General features: G+C 40.5%; 2 protein-coding genes. Both read left to right on the top strand.

Going from position 1 to position 4,312, the window contains the following annotated elements; all coding sequences use genetic code 11:
• Positions 1-47: 47 nt before the first annotated feature.
• Complete coding sequence (locus tag WBN20_RS09705; protein WP_424281530.1) at positions 48-3,143, top strand: SusC/RagA family TonB-linked outer membrane protein; 3,096 nt, start codon at positions 48-50, stop codon at positions 3,141-3,143.
• Between the two features lie 54 nt (positions 3,144-3,197).
• The coding region (locus WBN20_RS09710; RefSeq protein ID WP_424281531.1) for a RagB/SusD family nutrient uptake outer membrane protein at positions 3,198-4,312 on the top strand (1,115 nt) is incomplete at its 3' end.

A 4,312-nucleotide genomic window follows, 5' to 3' on the forward strand; every position in this document is an offset into this window, starting at 1 on the left:
GTTTAACCTTTGGTACTAAAATTAACTAAACTCAAAATTAACTTTTTATGAAGATTACGCTACTAAAGAGCTTTTTATTGGTTGGAGCTATTTTAAGCTTCGGACTTGCAAAAGCGCAAGAAGTATCAGGTACAGTTACTGATGCAAATGGTCCTTTACCAGGGGCCAGTGTTGTTGTAAAAGGAACTACCAACGGTACACAGACAGACTTCGACGGTAACTACACAATAAACAATGTGGACAGCAATGCCGCACTGGTAATTAGTTACATTGGTTACAGTACAAAAGAAGTTGGGATTAATGGAAGAACTATTGTTAATGTAGTTTTGGACGAAGATGCACAGGCATTAGATGAAGTGGTTATCATAGGTTATGGTACTACTACAGTTAAAGATGCTACCGGTGCTGTATCTGCAGTTAATGCAGAAGATTTTAACAGTGGTATTATTGCTTCACCTGAGCAATTGATCCAGGGTAAAACTTCAGGGGTTCAAATTACCCAGGCAAGTGGTGAACCTGGTGCTGGAGTAAACATTAGGATAAGGGGTGCTAACTCTATCCGTTCCAACAATAGTCCACTTTTCGTTGTAGATGGTGTTCCGTTATCATCGGAATCTACCACTCCTGGTGGTGGCGATGTAACTGGTGGTGAAAATGCTTCAAGAAACCCTTTAAACTTTATTAACCCGGCTGATATTGAAAGTATCTCTATATTAAAAGATGCATCTGCAACGGCCATTTACGGGTCCAGGGGAGCTAACGGGGTAGTAATTGTAACAACAAAAAGTGGTAAAACTGCTCAAGGCGGTGTATGGGAATTTGATCAAACCCTTAGTATTGGCACGCCCAGAAAGAATTTTGACCTTTTTGATGCACCAACATTTCTGGCACAGACTGCCGCTATACGAGGTCAGGATATTGCCAATGATATTAATGCAGGTTCTAATACAGACTGGCAGAAAGTAGTTTTAAGAACTGTGGCTTCTCCTGTTACCAATTTATCTTATTCCAATAATTACGGTAGTGGTAATGTACGAGGTACCTTTTCTTATGGAAAACAGTTTGGAGTTATCCAAGGGTCTTCACAGGAAAGAATCACAGGAAGAGTAAATGTCAATCAGCGTTTTGTAGATGACAGGCTAAAATTTGATTTACAAGCCTCTATTGCTCGCGTAAATGATTTGGCACCACAAATTAGTGGAGGAACCGGTGCAAGTGGTAACATAATTGGAGCGACATATTCCGCAAATCCAACGTGGCCAGCTAATCCGAATTTCGTTATTGCAGGTAACCTGTTAAACCCTGCCAACCTTTTGGAGAATTTCCGACAGAAAACTAATACGGATAGGTTTTTAATCAACTTTGCTGCTTCTTATGATATTGTTGATTTAGAAGACAGTGAATTGAGAGCAAAGGTAGCTGTAGGATATGATGACTCCTTCGCTGCTGCCAGCGCAACTATTTCACCTAATGCTACAAATCAGAACAGGGTTAGTGGTAACGGTCAGACTTCGTATAATGAATTACAAGCGACAAGTAAATTACTTGAAGCAACACTTAATTGGCAAAAAGATTGGTCCAGCGTTTCTTTAGATGCTATTATAGGTTTTACCTATCAGGATTTTAGAAGACAAGGATTTAATTCTCAGGGTTGGGGATCATTTACAGAAAACCTTGATCAAATGGGTACTGACTTAAAAGAAACTATCAGAAGCGGACAAACACTCGTTTCTGGTGGATACCAGCAATTTGGGTATGATCCAAATGGCAGTTTTATAAACAGTCTTAATCCATTTAGTGATACCGGTGTTTTAAGTCCACTTGGTGTTAGAAAGTACGTTTCTGCATGGTCCGATAACTTTGATAATACGGATGAATTACAATCTTTCTTTGCAAGAGCAAATGTGAACTTGCATAACAAATACTTATTTACAGCAACATTTAGAGCGGATGGTTCGTCCAAATTTGCGCCGGACAACCAATATGGTTATTTCCCCTCTGGTGCCTTTGCATGGAAGGTTAATGAAGAAGAATTCATTGGTCCTGCGATTTCTACACTTAAATTAAGATTAAGTGCAGGTATCACAGGTAACCAGGATGGTCTGGGTTATGGTCAGTTTATCAAAAGGCAGCGTTTTGCTGCACCAACCATTAATGATGATGGTAGTGTAAACAGACCAGGACTTGAAACAGTTGCAGTACAAAACCCTGATTTAAAATGGGAACAGACTCTTGATTATAATATTGGAATCGATTTTGGTTTCGGCCTCGATCGCTTTACCGGCTCTCTGGACTTCTATAACAAGGAGACTTCAGATCTATTGTTTAGACAAGCGGCAGCAGCACCAGCTTTTGATCCTTTTGTCTTTAAGAACCTTGAAAATGGCAAGTTAATCAACAAAGGGGTAGAATTGGCTCTGGCTTATGATTTTATCCAAAAAGATAATTTAACTTTTTCGGGAGCATTTAATATCTCCTATAATGACAATAAGGTTAAAGGGTTAGATGGTACTACAGCAGATTTCGGACAAGTTAATGGTCCTGGGCTTACCGGAGCCTTTGCTCAGCGCCTGGGAGAAGGGATATCTATTTTCTCTTACTATATGGCAACATATTCTGAGGATGCCAGCGGAAACCCTAACTTTAATGCAGACGAAAAAAGTTTTGTAGGTGAGGATGCTGTACCAGACGTTCTTTCAGGACTTACCCTGAATTTAAAGGCAGGCAGATTTGATGCTAATGTCTTCTTTGCAGGTCAATTTGGATTCTCGGTTTATAACAATACAAGAAATGCCTTCTTAAACAGACCTACCTTTGAAACTTCCAGAAACGTAGATCCCGAAGGTTTAACACTAATATCCCAGGAAGTGTCTACCCTATATTTAGAGAAAGGAGATTTTATTCGTTTACAAAACGCAACGGTTGGCTATAATGTGCCTCTTAGTGGTGACAAAGTGTTTAAAAACCTAAGATTTTCATTAACCGGACAGAATTTATTACTGTTTACTGACTATACCGGACTGGATCCGGAGGTTTCGGCCAACACGGGTGATTTGGGATCCGGTATTCCGAGTCAAGGAATAGATTATACCACATTCCCCAGACCTCTGACAGTGACTTTAGGAATAAATGCTAAATTTTAATTTTAAAAAAAAACTGCAATGATTAATTATTTAAAAACACGATCAAAAATTTTGATGTTTTCGCTACCCGCATTGGCACTGTTTTTCTCATGTACCGATCTGGAAATCGAAGCAACCGATTCTTTGCTTGCCCCTAACTTTGAGGGTATAGCAACTGCCGAGGAGGCAGCAAGTCAGGTTACTGCCATGTATAATTCCATTAACGGATACATTGGTAACCAGGCAGACCTGTATGCATTAGCTGAGGTTACAACAGATGAAATGTTGGTTCCTACAAGGGGATCTGACTGGGGTGATAATGGAATATGGAGACAATTACACCAACACTCCTGGACTCCGGATCATCAGTATATTACAGCAGTTTGGAATCAATGGAATGAGCTTCAGCTTGTAGCCAGTGAAGTATTAGACAGCAGGTCTGCATCTTCACCCGATTCAAGGGCAGCTGCATCCTTTTTCAGAGCTTTAGCAGTATATGTAGTTTTAGATAATTTTGGCCAGGTGCCAATCAGGGATACTGCCGCTCCTCCATTGGATGATCCTGCAGTTTTGACTGGTGAAGATGCCATAGCACTTATAGTTTCTGATTTAGATGCCGCTATTTCCGGACTTCCTGCTACTGGTCCATCCGGTGCAGAAAATGTAAATGTTTCCAAAGCCGCAGCCAGATACCTATTGGCTAAAACTCATTTAAACAGGCATATTTTCAATGGTTCTGGGAGCCCGGATGCCGCTGATATGGCTAGAGTGATAACCTTAGTAGATGAAATTACTGCTGATGGTTATGCATTAGAAGCTGGATTTTTTGATATCTTCCGAGATACCCCTGATAATGAAACCATCTGGTGGATAAATACCCAGGTTGGTAATAGGATTTGGAATGGCCTGCACTATAATCTTGTAACACCCGAGCAATCTGGTGGATGGAATGGCTTTTCAACCTTATCTGAATTCTATGATTTATTTGAAGGCCCTGAAAGTAATGTTTTAGGAGGCGGCCAGGAAGAACGAAGAGGTGGTGTACCACTTCAAGGTGAACCTGCTGGTGCAGATGGTACTGTTGATGATAATAATGATGGTATTGCAGACGGTACTCATATTGGTTTTGGTTTCCTTAAAGGACAACAATATGGCCCTGACGGTACTCCTCTCACAGATAGAGGTGGTGC

This window comes from Eudoraea sp., assembly GCF_049665975.1.
Lineage (GTDB): Bacteria > Bacteroidota > Bacteroidia > Flavobacteriales > Flavobacteriaceae > Eudoraea.

Excerpts from the sequence above, each read along its gene's own strand:
- WBN20_RS09705 (WP_424281530.1), top strand. The coding sequence starts at position 48 with ATGAAGATTACGCTACTAAAGAGCTTTTTATTGGTTGGAGCTATTTTA.